Here is an 18193-nt window from a genome sequence, read left to right as displayed (position 1 = left end):
TGAATTTACTTGGAAGGAAGTTGCGCGGAGACCGGCCGTCCAGCGACCGCGGCCTTGTGTTCGTTCTGCCACCGGACCGCTTCGCGTGCTTCGACGCGAGCCTGCTTGCGGTGCTTGCCCTGGCTCCACCAGGTCACGAACGAACCGATGAACATCCCTATCAGCAAGGCCAGGAACAGGAACAGGAAGAAGGGTGCGCTGACCGCCAGCATGCCGTCTTCCGGCCGGAAGGGATTGAGCGCCAGGGTCACCATCTGGCGGTTCGCCACGGCGAGCACGATCAACACGATGCCGAGCGGTACAAAGACCACGAGCGAGACGATCTTTTTGAACTTGTCCATGGGAATCTCCGGCAGCAGACTGTCCGCTGTTTTAGCAGCATCTGTTGCAGAATAGGCGCGCTTTGTGGGGTTTCAAGGGCGGCGGAAAGCTGCGTCGAAGGGATCAATCTTCTTCGTCATCGAGGCCCGGGTTCAGGCGTTCACGCAGTTCCTTGCCCGTCTTGAAGAAAGGAACCCATTTTTCCTCGACGAAAACGCTCTCGCCGGTGCGCGGATTGCGGCCGGACCGGGAGGGACGGTTCTTAACGGAAAACGCGCCGAAGCCGCGCAGTTCGACACGATTTCCGCCTGCCAGGGCATCTGTGATCTCGTCGAGCACGGCATTCACGATGTTCTCGACGTCGCGGTGGTAGAGATGCGGATTGCGAGCCGCGACAATCTGCACCAGTTCTGACTTGATCACGGTTGCCCCCTGAAAAGTTTAGATTTTCAACCGCGCCCAACCTGCCAAACGGAGACAAGACCGTCAAGAAACAACTTGTCTGCGCCGAAGGTGCGAAGGGCATCGGGAGTGATCGTCTGGCCGAAACCGGAGAGTTTGAACAACTCGCTGACGGCGCTCGCCAACCAGAAGGACGAGGACGAATTGCGCTCCTTCCAATCAACGACCGGCAGGTCCTTGGAAACGCCGCGCGATTCGAAGTAGGCGCGGATGTCCTCCTCGCCGCCAAGCTTGTCGACAAGCTTGGCGCTGAGCGCCTGGCGGCCGGTGAAGATCGTGCCGTCCGCGAGCTTCAGAACCTCATCGCGCGGCAGCTTGCGGCGATCGGCGACAAGATCGACGAACCAGGCGTAGCTGTCCATGACCATGTTGCGGATCATCGTCTTGGCTTCTTCGCTTGCCGGATGGAAGGGCGACGGCTCGGCCTTCAGCGGCGCAGACTTGATCTCCTGCAGAGAGACGCCGATCTTCTTCATCACCTCGTCGATCTGCGGATATTGGAAGATCACCCCGATCGAGCCGGTGATCGAGCTTTCGCCCGCGACGATCTGGTCGCCAGCCGTGGCGATCATGTAGCCGGCAGAGGCGGCCAGCGTGCGGATATCGGAAACCACCGGCTTCTTTTCGGAAACCTTTCGGATCGCCTTGAAGATGCGCTCGCCGCCATAGGTCGTCCCGCCCGGCGAAGAGATCGAGACGATCAGCGCCTTCGCCTGGCTGCTCTGGGCGATCTTTTCGAGACGCTCCAGCAGATCCTTGTCATCCGTGATCATACCGGAGATTTCGATGCGGGCGACATGTGGCACCGCCGATCCGACACCGTCGCCGGCAACGACACGGTAAAGCGCGAATCCGATACCGACGAGGAAAACAAGTGCGACGACCCGCCAGAAACTCAGCTTGCGGCGCAGGGAACGCCGGTCCGCAATTGCCATTTGATCCATAAAATCACCCTTCGAGCTGAACCGCCGTTGCTAAATAGGCTCTCTAGCGTGTTTTGCAGCAGACCACATCACGTTTTTATGTTGTCCATTATTGTTTGTTGATTGAATCAAAACCATATTGGCGGACAAAGCAAAGCTCACAACCACTCCATCCGGCACAACCGGGATGAGAACGGAGGTGGGCTAGTAAGGAACTATCCGGCACTCATGCTGCAGCATATTCGAAAAACAGCAGGCTTTACGTCGGCGCTGGAGCCGCGTGTGGATGCCTATCAGGCGGCGCTGGCGCATTCCGCGTTCGTGCGCAGGCTCAAGATACTGCTGCCGATCCTGGCCGGCGTGATTTCGGCCGCCTTCATCGGGGTCTCGATCATCCGCGCCTATCTCCCGGAGAACCTCTCGATTGAAAATGCCCGGATCGAAAACGGCAAGATCGTCATGGAACGGCCGGCGATCTCTGGCCGCAACAAGGACGGCATCAGCTACTCGATGACCGCCACCCGCGCGCTGCAGGATATCCAGAACTCGAACATGATCACGCTCGAGGACGTCAAGGCCGCCGTACCGGTCAACGACGACGTGATCGCGCGGGTGACCGCGACCGCCGCCGACTTCGACCGCGGCACCGACATGCTCGATCTCAACTCCCCGTTCGACGTCAATCTGAGCAACGGGATCACCGCCCGCTTCAAGTCCGCCCACCTCGATATCAACGCGGGTGTGATGGAATCGCCCGAGCACGTCGATATCTCCATGAAAGAAGGCTCTGTTGTTGCAGAGTCTTTAAAGATAACGGATAAGGGGCGTACCATCACCTTCAAGGGCCAGGTTCGCGTCCACCTCGATCCAGCCACCATCCGTAACCAAGGCAAGTAGAGCCCGGCCGTCATGATCAATCGCCGCCTTCTTACACGCAATACCGCAGTTCTGATCGCGGCAGGATTTATCTCCTGTCTGGCAGCGACCGCACATGCCCAGACGACCACCAGCCAGATGGAAGGCCTGAAGCTTTCCGGTGACCAGCCGATCCAGATCCAGAGCGATCAGCTCGAGATCAAGGAGCAGGAAAAGAAGGCCTATTTTACCGGCAACGTCCAGGTCGTGCAGGGTACGACCACGATGAAGGCCGGCAAGATGACGGTTCTCTATACGGGTGAAGGTGGTTCGGTGACCTCAGGCAGCGCCAATATCGACAAGATCTTCCTTGACGAGACGGTATTCCTGACCTCGGGGACGCAGCAGGCGACCGCCGAGAAGGGCGAGTTCGACATGAAATCCCAGACCTTCGTGCTTTCCGGCAAGCAGGTCGTGCTCTCCGAAGGCCCCAACGTCTTCAAGGGTTGCAAACTCACCGTGCTGATGGAAACCGGCCAGGCCAAGCTCGACGCCTGTGGCGGGCGCGTCGAAATCCTGCTCGACCCGAAATCGCGACCAAAGCAATAATAGACATTTGACGTGAAAATACCGTTCCTCACCAGTCTGTCGGCAGGGAAGCCGTCCGCGCCCGAACCCTTCGTCGTACGCGATAAAGCGCGCTACGAGGGCACGCTGGTCGCGCACGGGCTTTCGAAGACCTACGATACCCGCCGCGTCGTCAACGGCGTGTCGCTGGTCGTGCGCCGTGGCGAGGCCGTCGGGCTGCTCGGGCCGAACGGGGCGGGCAAGACGACCTGCTTCTACATGATCACCGGCCTGGTGCCTGTGGACGAAGGCATGATCGCGATCAACGGCAACGAAGTCACCCATATGCCGATGTATCGCCGCGCCCGTCTGGGGGTAGGCTATCTGCCGCAGGAAGCCTCGATCTTCCGCGGCCTGACCGTCGAGGAAAACATCCGCGCGGTGCTGGAAGTGCATGAACCCGACAGGGACAAACGGGAAAGCAAGCTCGACGAACTGCTGGAAGAGTTCCACATCAGCCAGTTGCGGAAATCGGCGGCCGTCGCACTTTCCGGCGGCGAACGCCGGCGCCTCGAAATCGCCCGGGCGCTTGCGACCGATCCGGCCTTCATGCTGCTCGACGAACCCTTTGCCGGCGTCGATCCCATTTCCGTCTCTGACATCCAGAACCTCGTACGCCACTTGACGGCGCGCGGGATCGGCGTTCTGATAACGGATCACAACGTCCGCGAGACGCTGGGCCTGATCGACCGGGCCTACATCATCCATGCGGGCGAAGTGCTGACGCATGGCCGGGCCGACGATATCGTCAACAACCCGGATGTTCGCCGTCTTTACCTCGGCGACAAGTTCAGCCTCTAGGCGTAAGTCCAGTCGCTGCAGCGCGACAAAGAAATTTACTTTCCCGCACTGCAGCGCTTGACCAAATCTTTCAAAAAAGCAATTCTTGTGCCAGATGCAAATTTGGCCTTGTGGAGGCTCGGCCAATCGAGCGTCCACCACTCCATGACCGGGTGGTTCAAGGGGATTGCAGGGGAGTTTCGCGTCCGCCATGGGTTTATCCGCTAATCTTTTCCTACGCCAAACCCAATCGCTGGTGATGACACCGCAGCTGATGCAATCCATCCAGCTGCTGCAGATGACGCATTTCGAACTCAACCAGTTCATCGCCCAGGAAGTCGAAAAGAACCCGCTGCTCGAAATTACGTCAAGCGAGAGCGAAAACGACGCGGAAACAGGCTTCGAAACAGCCGACGACTTTGCCCCGGCCGAGGGCCACGAGAGTTCGACAGCCGCCGAAGTCGATAGCGACTGGTATGAGGGCTCCTCTTCCATCAGCGCCGAGAGGCTGGGCGAAGGGCTCGATACGGGCTTCGAAAATGTCTTCCCGGACGACGGCCCGGTGCGGCGCGCCGATGCGCCTGAGCTGCTCAGCCAATGGAAGTCCATGCCGGGCGGCGACACCGGCGAAGACTACGATCTGGATGACTTCGTCGCCGGCCAGGTAACGCTGCGTGATCACCTGAACCAGCAGATCCCCTTCCTGATCGTCGATGCGGCCAGCCGCCTGATTGCTCAGCATCTCGTCGATCAGCTGGACGAGGCCGGTTACATGCTGGGCGACATCGAAGAGATCGCTGCTCGCCTCGGCAGAAGCGCCGGGGATGTGGAAGCCATCCTGCATTCGCTGCAGACGCTTGATCCGCCGGGCGTCTTCGCGCGGTCGCTTGGCGAATGCCTGGCAATCCAGCTTCGGGAAAAGGACCGGCTCGATCCGGCCATGGATGCACTGATCAGACATCTGGATCTCCTCGGCAAACGCGACTTCGCCTCGCTTCGAAAGATTTGCGGGGTCGACGACGAAGACCTGATCGACATGCTCGCGGAAATTCGCGGCCTCAACCCCAAGCCCGGCGCGGGTTTCGAGCGCGGCATGTCAGAGACGATTTCGCCGGATATCGTCGTGCGCGCAGCACCCGACGGCGGCTGGATGGTGGAACTCAATCCGGACACCCTGCCGCGCGTTCTGGTGAACCATAGCTATTTCCAGACAGTGTCGAAGAACTGCCCGAAAAACGGCGACGACCATAATTTCCTCTCCGATTGCATGCAGAACGCCAACTGGCTGACGCGCAGCCTCGATCAGCGGGCCAAGACGATCATGAAGGTGGCGACCGAAATCGTCCGCCAGCAGGATGCGTTCCTGATGCACGGCGTCGACCACCTGCGGCCGCTCAATCTCAAGACCGTTGCCGAAGCGATCAAGATGCATGAATCCACGGTCAGCCGCGTCACCTCCAACAAATACATGCTGACACCGCGCGGCCTGTTCGAACTCAAATATTTCTTCACGGTGTCGATCGGCTCGGCGGAAGAAGGCGGCGACAGCCATTCGGCCGAGGCCGTGCGCCACCGGATTCGCCTGCTCATCGCCCAGGAGACGCCGGATGCGGTGCTTTCGGACGACGATATCGTGATCAGCCTGAAACGCGGCGGGGTCGAACTTGCGCGCCGGACCGTCGCTAAGTACCGCGAGGCGATGAACATCCCCTCCTCCGTTCAGCGCCGCCGCGAAAAGCGTGCGATCGCCGGGGTCGCGGCATACTGAGATGCCGGCCAAAGCACGCGATTTTCCACAGGTCTACGTAGAAATCCCGAGATCGGCTACCGTTGACATTTAAAACATCGGGCGCTAGAAGCCCGCCGCAACTGCACGGGACATGGCACGAAACGTATCCCATTATCCAGACAGGCACCGATTGCAGCAATTTAGCGCGGTGGCGTGCGAACGGCTTGGATGAGGGGACGGCTTGGCGTAGACTGGAACACGCAAGTCACGACAAGAAGGAAGAACTCCATGAGTGTGCGTGTATCCGGTAAGCATATGGAAATTGGCGATTCGTTCCGTCAGAGGATCGAGGACCAAATCGGAGAAGCGGTTACAAAATACTTCGACGGAGGCTATTCAGGCCAAGTCATTGTGGAAAAGGCAGGTTCGCGCTTTTCTGCCGACTGCAAGGTGCATCTCGATACCGGGATCGTCCTGCATGCGGCTGGTGAGGCGAACGATCCGCAGATCAGTTTCGACGCCGCGGCACAGCGGATCGAAAAGCGTCTGCGCCGCTACAAGCGGCGGCTCAAGGATCATCATGCCGGCAACCATATGAATGGTTTTGCGGAAGTTGCCTACACTGTTATGGACAGCGTACCGGATGAAGGGGAGGAAGTGCCCGAGGATTTCGCGCCGACTATCGTCGCGGAAAGCTCGAAGCAGCTGAAGACGATGACGGTCGCAAGCGCCGTCATGGCACTTGATATGACCGACGAGCCTGTTCTGCTGTTCCGCAGCCCCGGCAAGGAACATCTGAACATTGTGTACCGCCGCAATGACGGCAATATTGGCTGGATCGATTCCACCAATATCAAGAACTGACACTTGGGGAGGGCGTCGGAGACGGCGCTCCCCTTCGCCTAGGGCACGAGCTCTTGCGGCACGAAGGATGACGAGAATGGCATTGGCAGATTTGCTGCAGCAAGATGCGATTATTCCTGCCCTGAAGGTAAATTCCAAAAAGCAGCTATTGCAGGAGCTGGCGGCCAAGGCTTCCAAGCTGACGGGCGTGAGCGAACGAGAAATCTTCGATATCATCCTGCAGCGCGAAAGGCTCGGTTCCACCGGCGTCGGCCACGGCATCGCCATCCCGCACGGCAAGCTCAACAGCATCTCGTCCATCAAGGGGATTTTCGCGCGCCTCGAAGCGCCGGTCGATTTCGAAGCGCTCGATGATGAGCCGGTCGATCTGGTGTTCCTGCTGCTCGCACCCGAAGGCGCCGGCGCCGACCACCTGAAGGCACTGTCGCGCATCGCCCGCGTATTGCGGGACCAGGAGCTTGTCGCCAAGCTGCGCAAGACCGATTCCGCTTCGGCGATCTATGCCTTCCTCAACGAGGAGCAGGCAAACCACGCCGCCTGACCGCCTATGCATTCCATGGGGACGAAAAGAACCGCCCGGCCGCTGATAAAGCGCTGGGCGGTTTTGTTCTTGAGCAGCCATTTTAGCGGGAAGACCGACGTCGAGTTAGCCGAGCGGACTTGCCGGCAGGACTGCGAAACGCCGACTGAGTGTCCGGCGCAAAGCGAAAAGCGGACTTGTCGCCCGCTTTTCAACGCTTTCAGGCGTTCTTCTCGGCGGCGGTTTCTGCGGAGGCTTCCGCCTTCGGACCGCCCTTTGCGACACCGACCATGGCCGGGCGCAACACACGTTCGCCGATCGTGAAGCCGGCCTGGACGACCTGAACGACCGTATTGTTCGGAACAGCAGAGTTCGGGATCTCGAACATGGCCTGATGGAAGTTCGGATCGAACTTCTGGCCTTCCGGATCGATCTTCTTCACGCCGTGGCGTTCCAGCGCCGACAGCATGGAACGCTCGGTCATCTCGACGCCCTCCAGGAGGGTGGTCAGCGAGGCATCTGCCGTGGCACGCATTTCGGTCGGCACGGCGTCCAGCGCGCGGCGCAGGTTGTCCGAAACGGCGAGCATGTCGCGCGCAAAGCCGGCAGCTGCATAGGACTTTGCGTCCTTGATTTCGCGTTCGGTGCGACGGCGCAGGTTGTCCATCTCGGCGGCAAGCCGCAGAAAGCGGTCGCGCAGCTCGTTATTCTCGGCCTTCAGCAATTCCAGCGGATCCGGTTCGGCGGCGGGCGCCTCGGCATTCTTCTGGTTGGCCGCGTCCTCAAGAGCAGATGCAACAGCTTCCGCCGCGTTCTCAGTGGCAGCTGCGTCAGGTCCGTGCTTGTTGGTTTCGTCGGTCATGACGGTCTCCGGTTATTCTTGGCTTGGATTTGTGCCCGATATCGAGGTTTAAAGTGAAAAAATCAAGGCTTGGTGGGAAAGTTGAGGCGGCTCCGTCGCGAAATCAGCGCGATAACCTGGCAAGCAGCTGCGCGGTGTAATCCACCATCGGCACGATGCGCGAATAGTTGAGCCGCGTCGGCCCGATGACACCGACGGCACCGACGATCCGGTCCTCGCCGTCACGATAGGGCGCCACGATGAGCGAGGAGCCCGAGAGAGAGAACAGCTTGTTTTCCGAGCCGATGAAGATTCGAACGCCCGGCCCCTTCTCGGCGAGATCGAGAATCTCGATCAGGCTGTCCTTCTTTTCGAGATCGTCGAAAAGCAACCGCAGACGATCGAGGTCGGCAACATCCGCCAGGCCTTCGAGCAGGTTGGCACGGCCGCGGACGATAAGCTGGTTCGGCTTGCCTTCCTCGCTGTCGCCCGACCAGACCGCCAGACCGCGCTCGACCAGTTCCTGCGAGAGCGAGTAAAGCTCGCCCTGCACCTGATCCTTGAGCGTCTTCAATTGGCCGCGCAGTTCCGGCAGCGTCTGACCGCTCAGATGGGCATTGAGAAAATTCGCCGCCTCGGTCAATTGCGACGATGTCACGCCGGCCGGGAGTTCGATGATGCGATTTTCCACCTGGTTATGATCGCCGACCAGCACCGCAAGCGCCTTGGTCGGCTCCAGGCGGATGAACTCGACGTGCTTGAGGACCGGATCGCTCTTGGCGGTGATGACGATGCCCGCACCCCGCGAGACGCCCGACAGCATGCGGCTCGCCTCCGCCATCAGGCTTTCCATCGGCTGATCGCGATCCGCCGGTCGGATCTGCCGGTCGATATTGGCGCGTTCCTCGGCGGAGAGGTCTCCCACCTGCATGAAAGCATCAACGAAAAAGCGAAGCCCGGACTGGGTGGGCAGACGGCCGGCGCTGATATGCGGGGAGTAGATGAGGCCGAGTTCCTCGAGATCGCTCATCACATTGCGCACCGACGCCGGCGACAGCGATATGGGCAGCAGGCGGGAAAGATTGCGGGAGCCGAGCGGCTCACCTGTTTCCAGATAGCTTTCCACGATGCGGCGGAAAATTTCGCGCGAACGGTCATCGAGCACAGAGCCGCTGTCCCTACCCGTCGATGCCGAAAATCCCATCTAAACCTTCACCGTTCCGTTGATCTCTCGACAAAATATAGTCATTCGCCTCGCCTTCTCCAAAGGGAAAATCAGCATGGCCGCAATCAATCGCCTTCAGAACGCCCCAGGGCTTTTTCTTTGCAAAAGCTTGGCCGGGGCCGTAGAAGGCGGAAACAGAAATCTAGGGAGTGAAGCATGCGGCCTTCAGGCAGACAGTTGAACCAGATGCGCAAGGTCTCATTCGAGCGCAATTTCTCCAAACATGCGGAAGGCTCCTGCCTTGTGAAGTTCGGCGACACGCATGTGCTTTGCACCGCGAGCCTGGAAGAAAAGACGCCGCCGTGGCTGCGCAACAGCGGCAAGGGATGGGTGACCGCCGAATACGGCATGCTGCCCCGCGCCACAGGCGACCGGATGAAGCGCGAAGCCGCTTCCGGCAAGCAGGGCGGCCGCACCCAGGAGATCCAGCGCCTGATCGGCCGGTCCCTGCGCGCCGTCATCGATCTGGAAGCGCTCGGCGAAAAGCAAATCACCATCGACTGCGACGTCATCCAGGCAGATGGCGGCACGCGCACGGCTTCGATCACCGGTGGCTGGATTGCGCTCTACGATTGTTTGAAGTGGATGGAAGCCCGCTCGATGACCAAGGTCGAGAAGGTACTGAAAGATCACGTCGCGGCGATCTCCTGCGGCATCTTTGCGGGTCAGCCGGTAATCGACCTCGACTATATCGAGGATTCGGCTGCGGAGACGGATGCGAATTTCGTGATGACCGGCACTGGCGGCATTGTCGAAGTGCAGGGTACGGCAGAGGGCAAGCCTTTCAGCCAGGAAGAATTCCTGAACCTCTTGGCACTGGCTCAGGACGGCACCCAGCAACTGGTGGCGATGCAGAAGCAGGCGATCGCCTGAAACTCGCTGAAAAGAGGTGCTGTTTGATCGAAGGCATTCTCGAAACCGCGCTTTACGCTGATGATCTCGATGCCGCCGAAGCCTTTTACGGCGGCATTCTCGGCCTTGAAAAAGTTCTGCGAGCCGGCAGCAGGCATGTGTTCTTCCGCTGTGGGCCGGGCATCCTGCTGATCTTCAACCCGGCCGAGACGATCAAGCCGCCTCCGGCCGATGCGCTGCCTGTACCGCCACATGGCGCGACGGGACCTGGGCATATCTGCTTTCGCATGACGGGCGAGGCGATTGACAGGATCAGGGAAAAGCTCAACAAGGCGGGTATTGCCATCGAAAGCGATTTCCGCTGGCCGAACGGTGCCCGCTTAATCTATTTCCGCGATCCGGCCGGCAACAGCCTGGAATGTGCAGAGCCAAGGCTCTGGAATATCGAACAGGAATTGTAATGCGCAAGCTCGATACCAAGACGATCGTCGTGGCCAGCCACAATGCCGGAAAAATCCGCGAGATTGCAGAACTGATCGGTCCCTTCGGCTTTTCCGCGAAATCCGCCGCCGAACTGAAATTCGAAGAGCCCGACGAAACGGGCACGACATTCGAAGAAAATGCAGCGATCAAGGCGATCGCTTCCGCCAAAGCCTCCGGACTGCCGGCCTTGTCGGATGATTCCGGCATCGTCATCGACGCGCTCGATGGCGCCCCCGGCGTCTATACCGCCAACTGGGCGGAACGCGCGGACGGCAGCCGGGACTTTCAGATGGCGATGGAGAAGATCGAAAAGGCGCTGGAGGAGCGTGGCGCGACGAGGCCGGAGCAGCGCAGCTGCCGCTTTGTGAGCGTGCTTTGTCTCGCTTGGCCGGATGGGCACACGGAAATGTTCCGCGGCGAGGTGGAAGGCACGGTGGCGTGGCCGCCGCGCGGCACCCAGGGTTTTGGTTATGACCCGGTCTTCCAACCGCAAGGCTATGACATTACATTCGGTGAAATGAGTAGTGATCAGAAACACGGCTGGAAACCCGGCGAGCCGGAAGCGCTTTCGCACCGCGCCCGTGCGTTCAAGCGTTTCGTCGAAACCTGCCTGGAGGCTTGAGGCGCTTTGAATTCTGCCGCCCCCCTCCTGTCCAATACCCTTCTGCCGGATACCGGCGAACCGGGCTTCGGCGTCTATGTGCATTGGCCGTTCTGCGCGGCCAAGTGCCCTTATTGCGACTTCAACAGCCACGTGCGCCACCAGCCGGTGGACCAGCCGCGCTTCACCGCTGCCTTCCTGAAGGAGATGGAGGTGATGCGACGCATGAGCGGGCCGAAAACCGTCACCAGCATCTTCCTCGGCGGCGGTACGCCGTCGCTGATGGACCCGGCGACAGTCTCGGCGATCCTCGACGGCATCGCCAAGCACTGGCACGTGCCCGATGGTATCGAGATCACCATGGAGGCCAACCCTTCGAGCGTCGAGGCGACCCGCTTCCGCGGCTATCGCGCCGCCGGCGTCAACCGCGTCTCGCTCGGCGTGCAGGCACTCAACGATCCGGACCTCAAATTCCTCGGTCGGCTGCATGACGTCGCCGATGCCCTGAAGGCGATCAGGCTGGCGCGGGATATCTTTCCGCGCATGTCCTTCGATCTCATCTACGCCCGCCCTAAACAGACGGTCGAGGCCTGGGAGGCGGAGCTGAAGGAAGCGATTTCCTACGCCGTCGACCATTTGTCCCTCTACCAGCTCACCATCGAGGAAGGCACGCCCTTCTATGGCCTGCACAAGGCCGGCAAGCTGATCGTGCCGGACGACGACCAGTCAGCAGCGCTCTACGAGGCGACGCAGGAGATTACCGAGCGCTTCGGCATGCCGGCCTACGAGGTCTCCAATCACGCGCGCCCCGGTGCTGAAAGCCGCCACAACCTGACCTATTGGCGTTACGGCGATTATGCGGGCATCGGCCCTGGCGCCCACGGCCGCCTGATGCGCGGCAGAAACAAGATCGCGACTTCCACCGAGCGGCGTCCGGAAACCTGGCTGGAACAGGTGGAACGCATCGGCCACGGCATGCTGGACGAGGAAATCCTCGGCTACGAGGAACAGGCCGACGAATTGCTGCTGATGGGCCTGCGCCTGCGGGAAGGCGTCGATCTCGCCCGCTGGCAGCAGCTTTCCGGCCGGGACCCGGACCCGATCCGCGAGGAGCGGCTGCTGGAACACGGCTTCATCGAGCGCCTCGGCAATTCGCGGCTGCGCTGCACGCCGTCCGGCATGCTGATACTCGACGCGGTGGTTGCCGATCTGGCTTGCTGAAATCCGACGTTCAGGCTTTTACCGCCAGAACGTGCAGCCAGTCGGTCGGCTTTCTGTCGTAGCCGCTGCCTTGCTCCTCATCGATATCGATGGAAGTCCAGGCAAACGCCTCGTAAGCGGCTCCTAGCCAGGCCTTGGACGGATAGTTGAAATAACGCCCGAGTTCGTCATGGCCCTCGGCTTCTCCGGCCTTGAAGCTCGCGTAGAAGATACCGCCCGGTCGTAAGGCCCTGTGGATGCGGCCGAGAATTCCGCCAAGCTCCGCCCGCGGCGCATGCAGCAGGCATGCATTGGCCCAAACGCCGTCGAAAGCCGAGGCGGCGTCGACATCCCCGAAACGCAGCACGCCGACCGGCCTGCCCAGATGTTTCGAGGCCTCCTCCGCCATTTCGGGCGTGCCATCGGTCGGCGAAACATCGAAACCGCGCGCGATCATCACCGCACTCTCCCGCCCGCTGCCGCAGCCGAGTTCGAGGATGGCGGCGCCCGGTGCAAGTTTTGACAGGAAACCATCGAGGCGGCGCATGCTCGGCGCAGAACTCGCCGCGTAGATCACCGCGTTTTGGCTGTAGAAACTGGCAATCGGATCCTTTTCGACAGCCATTCATGATCCTCAGCGCTGGGACATCAGCAGCTTGGTGCCAAAGCCGACGAAGACCATGCCGACGCCGAGATCGATCTTCTTCTTGGCCTTGATATAGGCGGCCGCCACCGTTCGGTGGGTGATCAGCGCCACCAGGAAGGTATAATAGACCGTCGAGACGGCGACCATGACGGCAATCGCCGCCAGGCCATACAGGAAGGGCGTGCCGGCCGGCATGGTCGCAGCGAAAAGACTGGCAACGAAGAGCGCCGATTTCGGATTGGCAAGATTGGTCGCCAGCCCCATCCGGTAGGCGGTCTTGAGCGGCACCTCGATACGCGCCGCCGCGATATCAGCCGACTGGCGCGACTTTCGTGCATCCAGGAATATCTTCAATCCAAGCCAGACGAGATACAGCCCGCCGACGATCTTGAGCGCCACATAGGCAAAGGGAGCCGCCTGGAACAGGACATTGATCCCCAGCCAGCCCGCAAAACCCCAGCAGAGCGTGCCGGTGATCGTCCCCATCGCCGCCATGATCGGCACGCGCCGCGGGGCGGTCAGCGCATAGCGCATGACCAGAAGCGTATTGGGCCCTGGCGTTATGCACGCCACGGCCCAGATCGTTGCTACAGAAAGCAGAAACATATATTTTAAGCGTTGTTCTCGTTGATCAGCCGTTTCAGCAGTTCTACCTCGTGGCTGAGCTTCGTGTCACCCGAAATCAATTCCTCGATCTTGCGGACCGCATGCAGGACGGTTGTATGGTCCCTGCCGCCGAAACGGCGGCCGATTTCCGGGAAGGAGCGCGGCGTCAGCGTCTTCGACAGATACATGGCGATCTGGCGCGGCTTGACGATGACCCGGGTGCGCCGGTTCGAGACCAGTTCCTGGCGCGATACATTATAATGACGGGCGACGATGCGCTGGATGTCCTCGATACGGACGCGTTTGGCTTCGCCTGCACCCACCAGATGGGCGAGCAACTCATCGACACGCTCGATCGAGAGCGAAGGCTCGAAGGAGCGGCGGAACAGAAGCTGATTGAAGGCGCCTTCCAGCTCGCGACCGCTGGCGGTCACATTGCGTGCGACGTGGCTGAGGATTTCTGCCGGGATATCGAGGGACGGATCGTCCTGTCGGGCAGTCGCCAGGCGGCCCTTGATCATCTCGAGACGCATTTCATAGTCCGGCGCCTCGACTTCGATCGCCACCCCACCCTGCAGACGCGAGCGAACACGAGGATCGAGCGATTCCAGCTCCCAAGGCGCACGGTCGGCGGCAACCACCACCTGCTTGGCGCTGTCGAGCAGCATGTTCAGGAGATGGCAGAACTCGTTCTGGATCATCTTGCCCTGTAGGAACTGCATGTCGTCGATGATCAGCAGATCGATATTGCGCAGCGAGTCCTTGAGCGTCAGTGCGTCGTTGTCGCGGATCGCGGTCGCAAAGCGCCACATGAAATATTCGGCCGTCAGATAGACGACCCGCGGCATGCGCTCGCTGCCGACGGCCGCATTGGCGATCGCCTGCAGTAGGTGCGTCTTGCCGAGGCCGACGCCCGAGTGAATAAAGAGCGGATTGAAACGGACCGCGCTCGCGCCGGCTTCAGCGATGGTCTTGGCCGCGGCAAGCGCTACCCGGTTCGATGGGCCTTCTACGAAAGTGTCGAAGGTAAAGCGGCTATCGAGCGGGGAACCGAACAGCGGTCCGGGAGCCTGGGTGGAACGCGCCGGCGCAGCAGACGGCGACGGGAAAGCGGCGATCTTGCCAATCTCGCGAGGACCCTGAGAACGCGGAAACGAGGCAACAACGACAGGTTCCGGCGCCAGACTGCGTTCTTCACCTGCCACAGGCGCCTTGGTACTGCGACTTGCGCTACGCACCAGGATTTCCACCTTCAGGATTTCAGCATCTTCCGCCTGGAATATGGACGTGATGAGATCGAGGTAACGATTGTTGATCCAGGACTTCAGAAAGGTGGTCGGTACCGTGAGCCGAACAACGCTCTTTGAGACGGAATGCAGTTTCAAACGCCCGAACCAGCTTGCATAAACATCCTGACCGACCTGTGCCTTCAGACGTGCACTAAACCGCTCAAAAAGAGCATTATGCTTCATTTCCGTCGTTTCCCCTGCCGCCTGGGAGCAACTTGAATCAAATGCCTGCCGTGCCTGGTCCCCATTACCTGCACGGGCTGATATAGTATTCATATGCATAATTCGCCGCCTTCCAAATCGCGTAGCCTGGCGGTTCTCGTTAACGCCGCCAGAGCAAACTTCGTTTCAAGGCATAGCAAACCATTCCCAATCATTGAGAACCGTCGCCGCCCGTCCCCTTTTGTTTCAAAACCTTCTCTCGTCCTCGCAGCCGATCGAAAGTTACGCTCAGCCCGCCTCGTGAACGGTCTGCGCTTGCAGGAGCCACCCCGCATATACGAACGCCCTCATCCTCATCATGAGCCGTCCGAACCTCTTCCACCTCCTTCATCCGGATATGGACCGGATCGCGTTGACAAAACCCGGCCGTTTCCGGAAATGTCAATTTCCGGACCGCAACCGATGGTTATCAGGAAAACGGGAGATTTATCCCGTTGCAAAGGGTAAAAGTCTGCCTGGCGTCCTACATATGACGGTGACCGGCAGCCCTCTGAAGTAATCCCCGCGCCCCTTGCTGGAGGCCATTTAGGCAGGATCAAATGCCAAGATCAATGATGAATTTTACGCAAAATTAAGAGGCGGGCGTTGACTCCGCGAGCGTGATTTGAATGTCACAGAGGCATTCATGGAGAATCGCTGTTGAATCAATGGGATTCAAAAATGAGATACATTCTGAACAATCGTTCACAGAAAAAATAAAAATCTTCTTGACTCCATCTGGGGGCTTTTACCCGTCGCCAAAGTCACCCATGGACTCATAGACCTCCTGTAAAATATTGATTTAACTGGCTATTTTCTGTCACGCCGATGACACGAAATTGTTAATGAGCCGGATAAATATAAGGAGCCCTGAGAGAATCACAAAAAGCCCAGTCAGAACGACCAGGCTTCATTATGATACAGTTTGTGAAATTTATTAGGCCGAAAGGGCCTTCACGCGTGCAGCAAGACGGGACACCTTGCGGGATGCCGTGTTGCTGTGAAGCACGCCCTTGGTAGCGGCGCGCTGGATCTCTGGCTGGGCAGCCTTCAGGGCTTCTGCAGCAACCGCCACATCGCCCGTAGCGATGGCCTCTTCGACCTTGCGGATGAAGCCGCGAACGCGCGAGCGGCGGGACTTGTTGACTGCGGTACGGCGAGCGATCTTGCGGGTCGCTTTTTTCGCCGAAGTTGTATTGGCCATTTCATGCCTCTCTACGAATTCGAACCAAACTCCGCCGTTGCCGCGTCGGTCCTTGCGACCATCAATCCAGCAATTCGGGAGCAATAGAGGAAGCCGTGATCAGGCTTTCCCAACTGTGGGCGGGCATATAACCGGAATACCCGCCCCAGTCAACGCGCATTTTGGTGGATGACCATCCGCTGTTGCAGGATTTAGCGGTTGGAGAACCGCGGCTTTCGCTTTTCCACGAAGGCCGCCATGCCTTCCTTCTGGTCGGCGGTCGCAAACAGCGAATGGAAAAGCCGCCGTTCGAAGCGCAGGCCTTCGGCAAGCGTCGTCTCGAAGGAGCGATTGACGGCCTCCTTGGCCATCAGCACTGCGGCGCGCGGGAAAGAGGCGATCTTCGCCGCCGCCTCGACCGCCTCGTCGATCAGCCGCTCCGGCGAAACGATACGCGACACAAGCCCTGCCCGCTCGGCTTCCGCGGCATCCATCATCCGGCCGGTCATCACCATGTCCATCGCCTTCGCCTTGCCGACCGCGCGGGTCAGCCGCTGCGAGCCGCCCATGCCGGGAATGACGCCGAGCGTAATCTCCGGCTGGCCGAACTTTGCCGTTTCCGAGGCGATGATGAAATCACACATCATGGCGAGTTCGCAGCCGCCGCCGAGCGCGAAACCGGAGACGGCAGCGATCATCGGCTTGCGGGTGGCAGCGATCGCCTCCCAGCCGGAGATGAAGTCGTTCACATAGGCCTCGACGAAATCGATGCCCTGCATTTCCTTGATATCGGCGCCAGCGGCAAAGGCTTTTTCGGAACCGGTCAGCACGATCGCACCGATCGCCTCGTCCTTGCCGAATGCGGAAAGCGCTTCGGTCAAATCGGCCATGACGGTCGAGTTGAGCGCGTTGAGCGCGGCCGGCCGATTGAGGGTGATGAGCGCGACGGCGCCCCGGGTTTCGGTCAGCAGGGTTTCGTAGCTCATCCGATCTCTCCTCTTCTGCTCTGGACTTCTGGCAGTTGGTTATTTGTGGCAGCAGTTATTTCTGGCAGACCGGGCAATAGAAGGTGGAACGGCCCGCCTGGGTGATGCGCGCGACGGTACCGCTGCAGCCCGGCGTGCGGCAAGCTTCGTCTTCCCGGTCGTAGACGGAGAAGGAGTGCTGGAAATAACCGAGCGAGCCATCCGTCTGGATATGGTCTCTCAGCGACGAGCCTCCGGCGGCTATCGCATCGGCAATGACGTCGCGGATCGACTGGTTGAGGAGGACCATCTCCTTCTTCGGCTTGCCCGTCTTGGTCACGATGCTGCCTGAAGCGCGAGTCGGCAGGAGGTGCGAACGCCACAGCGCCTCGCAGACATAGATATTGCCGAGGCCGGCTATCACCGTCTGATCGAGCAGCGCACCTTTAAGCGGCTGGCTCTTGCCCGCCAGCCTCCCCGCTAGGTAATCGGCATCGAGCGCATTGCCGGTCGGCTCCGGTCCGAGTTCGACGAAAGCCGGATAGAGATCGAGCTCGCTGCGCTTCCACAACTGCATGAAGCCGAAACGGCGCGGGTCATTATAGATGACACGCAGCAGGCCTTCCTTCTGTCTCAGATGAAAGACGACATGATCGTGCTTCTGATCCTTCGAGCGCGGATGGTGGAACTCGCCGAGCATTTCGTTCTCGATCCGAAACGATCCCGACATGCCGAGATGGCTGATCACGGTGAGATCGTCTTCCAGATCGATCAGCAGGTATTTGGCGCGCCGGCCAAGCGAGACGATGCGGCGCTCTTTGATCGCAGCCGCGAAATTCTCCGGCAGCGGAAAGCGCAGGTCCGGACGATTGAGTTCGAGCTTGGCGATCACCGCGCCTTCCATTGCCGGGGCGAGACCGCGCCGGACGGTTTCCACCTCTGGCAATTCGGGCATGATTGACTAACTTCCTGTTTCAACGACATCGCGCCTGGTCTATAGACCGGACCGGATGTCGCACC

The 18193-nt window shown here is 59.9% G+C and carries 21 protein-coding genes; 10 read left to right on the top strand and 11 right to left on the bottom strand.

The genetic code is table 11. From position 1 onward, the window contains the following. Positions 1-5 precede the first annotated feature (5 nt). The 3 genes from J2857_RS12565 to sppA form a co-directional block, all read right to left on the bottom strand. On the bottom strand, positions 6-341 hold the full coding sequence (locus tag J2857_RS12565; RefSeq protein WP_210010506.1) for a lipopolysaccharide assembly protein LapA domain-containing protein: 336 nt from the start codon (positions 339-341) through the stop codon (positions 6-8). A gap of 103 nt (positions 342-444) precedes the next feature. Next, the gene (locus J2857_RS12560) at positions 445-744 is read right to left on the bottom strand and encodes an integration host factor subunit beta (protein ID WP_007759833.1); all 300 of its coding nucleotides are present in this window, start codon (positions 742-744) and stop codon (positions 445-447) included. A gap of 26 nt (positions 745-770) precedes the next feature. Continuing rightward, positions 771-1727, bottom strand: a complete 957-nt coding sequence (gene sppA, locus J2857_RS12555) for a signal peptide peptidase SppA (protein WP_210010505.1) — start codon at positions 1725-1727, stop codon at positions 771-773. 207 nt (positions 1728-1934) lie between these two features. Between sppA and lptC the strand changes: the two genes are divergently transcribed. From lptC to ptsN, 6 genes are all read left to right on the top strand, one after another. Further along, positions 1935-2603: an LPS export ABC transporter periplasmic protein LptC gene (gene lptC, locus J2857_RS12550; RefSeq protein ID WP_210011661.1), complete on the top strand. Its 669-nt coding sequence runs from the start codon at positions 1935-1937 to the stop codon at positions 2601-2603. Positions 2604-2615: 12 nt separating this feature from the next. Continuing rightward, positions 2616-3170 carry an LptA/OstA family protein gene (locus J2857_RS12545; protein WP_046630413.1) on the top strand — a complete coding sequence of 185 codons (555 nt, stop codon included), beginning with the start codon at positions 2616-2618 and terminating at the stop codon, positions 3168-3170. A 36-nt stretch (positions 3171-3206) separates the two neighbouring features. Then, the gene (gene lptB, locus J2857_RS12540; RefSeq protein WP_210011660.1) at positions 3207-3989 is read left to right on the top strand and encodes an LPS export ABC transporter ATP-binding protein; all 783 of its coding nucleotides are present in this window, start codon (positions 3207-3209) and stop codon (positions 3987-3989) included. Positions 3990-4179: 190 nt separating this feature from the next. Next, complete coding sequence (rpoN, locus tag J2857_RS12535; RefSeq protein ID WP_210010504.1) at positions 4180-5736, top strand: RNA polymerase factor sigma-54; 1557 nt, start codon at positions 4180-4182, stop codon at positions 5734-5736. 249 nt (positions 5737-5985) lie between these two features. Next, positions 5986-6561 (top strand): ribosome hibernation-promoting factor, HPF/YfiA family, encoded by a 576-nt coding sequence (hpf, locus tag J2857_RS12530; protein WP_210010503.1) that lies wholly within the window; start codon positions 5986-5988, stop codon positions 6559-6561. Between the two features lie 76 nt (positions 6562-6637). Continuing rightward, entirely contained in the window at positions 6638-7102 is a 465-nt protein-coding gene (gene ptsN / locus J2857_RS12525) for a PTS IIA-like nitrogen regulatory protein PtsN (protein ID WP_037079484.1), read from the top strand. 199 nt (positions 7103-7301) lie between these two features. Here the strand turns inward: ptsN and grpE are convergent, their stop codons facing one another. Together grpE and hrcA are read right to left on the bottom strand one after the other, a co-directional pair. Then, entirely contained in the window at positions 7302-7943 is a 642-nt protein-coding gene (gene grpE, locus J2857_RS12520) for a nucleotide exchange factor GrpE (RefSeq protein ID WP_210010502.1), read from the bottom strand. A 103-nt stretch (positions 7944-8046) separates the two neighbouring features. Beyond that, complete coding sequence (hrcA, locus tag J2857_RS12515) at positions 8047-9126, bottom strand: heat-inducible transcriptional repressor HrcA (protein ID WP_210010501.1); 1080 nt, start codon at positions 9124-9126, stop codon at positions 8047-8049. 177 nt (positions 9127-9303) lie between these two features. Here hrcA and rph point away from each other — a divergent pair, with 177 nt between their 5' ends. Genes rph through hemW form a run of 4 tightly spaced genes read left to right on the top strand, consistent with a single transcriptional unit; the run spans position 9304 to position 12304 of the window. Next, the gene (rph, locus tag J2857_RS12510) at positions 9304-10020 is read left to right on the top strand and encodes a ribonuclease PH (protein WP_210010500.1); all 717 of its coding nucleotides are present in this window, start codon (positions 9304-9306) and stop codon (positions 10018-10020) included. Positions 10021-10043: 23 nt separating this feature from the next. Continuing rightward, on the top strand, positions 10044-10460 hold the full coding sequence (locus J2857_RS12505) for a VOC family protein (RefSeq protein ID WP_210010499.1): 417 nt from the start codon (positions 10044-10046) through the stop codon (positions 10458-10460). Beyond that, positions 10460-11104, top strand: coding sequence for an RdgB/HAM1 family non-canonical purine NTP pyrophosphatase (gene rdgB, locus J2857_RS12500; RefSeq protein WP_210010498.1), 645 nt, complete (start codon positions 10460-10462; stop codon positions 11102-11104). Before J2857_RS12505 ends, rdgB begins: the two co-directional genes overlap by 1 nt. A gap of 6 nt (positions 11105-11110) precedes the next feature. Continuing rightward, positions 11111-12304, top strand: a complete 1194-nt coding sequence (gene hemW, locus J2857_RS12495; RefSeq protein ID WP_210010497.1) for a radical SAM family heme chaperone HemW — start codon at positions 11111-11113, stop codon at positions 12302-12304. Between the two features lie 10 nt (positions 12305-12314). On the opposite strand, the gene J2857_RS12490 is transcribed toward hemW, so the two are convergent. The 6 genes from J2857_RS12490 to mutM form a co-directional block, all read right to left on the bottom strand. Then, positions 12315-12908: a class I SAM-dependent methyltransferase gene (locus J2857_RS12490; protein WP_210010496.1), complete on the bottom strand. Its 594-nt coding sequence runs from the start codon at positions 12906-12908 to the stop codon at positions 12315-12317. A 9-nt stretch (positions 12909-12917) separates the two neighbouring features. Then, positions 12918-13502 carry a LysE family translocator gene (locus tag J2857_RS12485; RefSeq protein WP_348635676.1) on the bottom strand — a complete coding sequence of 195 codons (585 nt, stop codon included), beginning with the start codon at positions 13500-13502 and terminating at the stop codon, positions 12918-12920. A gap of 38 nt (positions 13503-13540) precedes the next feature. Further along, positions 13541-15106: a chromosomal replication initiator protein DnaA gene (dnaA, locus tag J2857_RS12480; protein ID WP_210010494.1), complete on the bottom strand. Its 1566-nt coding sequence runs from the start codon at positions 15104-15106 to the stop codon at positions 13541-13543. A gap of 856 nt (positions 15107-15962) precedes the next feature. Next, complete coding sequence (rpsT, locus tag J2857_RS12475; protein ID WP_210010493.1) at positions 15963-16229, bottom strand: 30S ribosomal protein S20; 267 nt, start codon at positions 16227-16229, stop codon at positions 15963-15965. A 191-nt stretch (positions 16230-16420) separates the two neighbouring features. Further along, entirely contained in the window at positions 16421-17194 is a 774-nt protein-coding gene (locus tag J2857_RS12470) for an enoyl-CoA hydratase (protein WP_210010492.1), read from the bottom strand. A gap of 55 nt (positions 17195-17249) precedes the next feature. Then, complete coding sequence (mutM, locus tag J2857_RS12465) at positions 17250-18128, bottom strand: bifunctional DNA-formamidopyrimidine glycosylase/DNA-(apurinic or apyrimidinic site) lyase (RefSeq protein WP_210010491.1); 879 nt, start codon at positions 18126-18128, stop codon at positions 17250-17252. Positions 18129-18193 lie beyond the last annotated feature (65 nt).

It is taken from the genome of Neorhizobium galegae (genome assembly GCF_017877055.1).
GTDB lineage: Bacteria > Pseudomonadota > Alphaproteobacteria > Rhizobiales > Rhizobiaceae > Neorhizobium > Neorhizobium galegae_D.
This window is presented reverse-complemented; position numbering and strand designations above follow the sequence as displayed.

Coding starts and splice junctions, on each gene's coding strand:
- J2857_RS12490 (WP_210010496.1), bottom strand. CDS start 12,908: ATGGCTGTCGAAAAGGATCCGATTGCCAGTTTCTACAGCCAAAACGCG.
- hpf (WP_210010503.1), top strand. CDS start 5,986: ATGAGTGTGCGTGTATCCGGTAAGCATATGGAAATTGGCGATTCGTTC.
- sppA (WP_210010505.1), bottom strand. CDS start 1,727: ATGGATCAAATGGCAATTGCGGACCGGCGTTCCCTGCGCCGCAAGCTG.
- J2857_RS12470 (WP_210010492.1), bottom strand. CDS start 17,194: ATGAGCTACGAAACCCTGCTGACCGAAACCCGGGGCGCCGTCGCGCTC.
- rph (WP_210010500.1), top strand. CDS start 9,304: ATGCGGCCTTCAGGCAGACAGTTGAACCAGATGCGCAAGGTCTCATTC.
- grpE (WP_210010502.1), bottom strand. CDS start 7,943: ATGACCGACGAAACCAACAAGCACGGACCTGACGCAGCTGCCACTGAG.
- ptsN (WP_037079484.1), top strand. CDS start 6,638: ATGGCATTGGCAGATTTGCTGCAGCAAGATGCGATTATTCCTGCCCTG.
- rpoN (WP_210010504.1), top strand. CDS start 4,180: ATGGGTTTATCCGCTAATCTTTTCCTACGCCAAACCCAATCGCTGGTG.
- mutM (WP_210010491.1), bottom strand. CDS start 18,128: ATGCCCGAATTGCCAGAGGTGGAAACCGTCCGGCGCGGTCTCGCCCCG.
- rpsT (WP_210010493.1), bottom strand. CDS start 16,229: ATGGCCAATACAACTTCGGCGAAAAAAGCGACCCGCAAGATCGCTCGC.
- rdgB (WP_210010498.1), top strand. CDS start 10,460: ATGCGCAAGCTCGATACCAAGACGATCGTCGTGGCCAGCCACAATGCC.
- dnaA (WP_210010494.1), bottom strand. CDS start 15,106: ATGCATATGAATACTATATCAGCCCGTGCAGGTAATGGGGACCAGGCA.
- lptC (WP_210011661.1), top strand. CDS start 1,935: ATGCTGCAGCATATTCGAAAAACAGCAGGCTTTACGTCGGCGCTGGAG.
- J2857_RS12545 (WP_046630413.1), top strand. CDS start 2,616: ATGATCAATCGCCGCCTTCTTACACGCAATACCGCAGTTCTGATCGCG.
- J2857_RS12565 (WP_210010506.1), bottom strand. CDS start 341: ATGGACAAGTTCAAAAAGATCGTCTCGCTCGTGGTCTTTGTACCGCTC.
- hrcA (WP_210010501.1), bottom strand. CDS start 9,126: ATGGGATTTTCGGCATCGACGGGTAGGGACAGCGGCTCTGTGCTCGAT.